At 66.5% G+C, this 1,060-nt stretch carries 1 pseudogene; it reads right to left on the minus strand.

Going from position 1 to position 1,060, the window contains the following annotated elements:
• Positions 1-322: 322 nt before the first annotated feature.
• Positions 323-445: pseudogene (locus GTY47_RS32305) on the minus strand (AraC family transcriptional regulator); the annotation flags it as partial.
• Between the last annotated feature and the right edge of the window lie 615 nt (positions 446-1,060).

Genomic DNA, 1,060 nt, shown 5'->3' on the forward strand with positions numbered 1-1,060 from the left:
GGTTGGGGTAGTGGGCTATCGCCCGACTCAGCGTCGAAGTCATCGGCAGGCACACCTCTGGTCTCGTCCGGGGTTGATCGCTGAAATCTTGTCGATTGTCGACGATAAGAACATTGTCGACAACTGTCAACAGGCCCGAACTTCCCTCATGCCCACTCTGCGGAACCCTCGAAAAGGGCCTGACCCACGCGCCGCGCGTTCACCGCGGACGGCACTGGCAAGGAGAGAGCGGCGACATGAAGTTCACCCCCTACTGGCTCGACACCGCTCCCCAGGGTCCGCACTGACCCGCGTCAGGCCGGCTCCATCACGCCGGTGAGCGGCCGTGGTCCTTGCGCACGGTGTGCAGGCAGACGTCGACGCCAGAGGCGGCACCGGTACAGGTCAGGATGGGGTCGTCGTCGATGAAGAGCGCAGCCGAGTCGAGGGCGACGTACGGGAACATTGAGGAACGGCTGGTGCCCGAGTCGGCCGATAGCGTCCAGCGCCTCCACATGCCCATCGGTCCACCCGTCACGCACCGACCGGTTCCCGCACGCGTCATCACCGATCATGTCGCCCGGCGTACGGCGGCTGTGCCTCGACAAACCCGGATCGAAGTCGGCCCGCGCAGCGCGGTCGTGCTCCGCGGCGCATCCAGCAGCACACGGGCCTCGTCCTGCGCCGTGCGCGCCTCGGCTTCCATGTCCTGGGACCCGGCCCTGCACCGGGAGCAACCCAGGACCGCACTCGGCCTGCCCGCATCACCCGCCGTGCTCGAGCCACCGCCCGGGGCCGTGACCGGCACACCACCCTCACGGCAGCACAGCAGTTGATGGCGTTGTAGCTGTAAGGAGCCCGTCGATCCCGGGCCGCTGCTCTCTCCTGCCAGTGCCGTCCGCTGTGAACCCGCGGCGCGCGGGTCAGGCCCTTCTCGAGGGTTCCGCAGAGTGGGCATGAGGGAAGTTCGGGCCCGTTGACAGTGGTCGACAATATTCTTATCGTCGACAATCGACAAGTCGCAGGCCTGGCTCCTCCGATAGGGACTGACCGTGAACACCTCACCAGCTACGAACCACGC

The organism is Streptomyces sp. SID5464, from assembly GCF_009862985.1.
Classification (GTDB): domain Bacteria; phylum Actinomycetota; class Actinomycetes; order Streptomycetales; family Streptomycetaceae; genus Streptomyces; species Streptomyces chartreusis_D.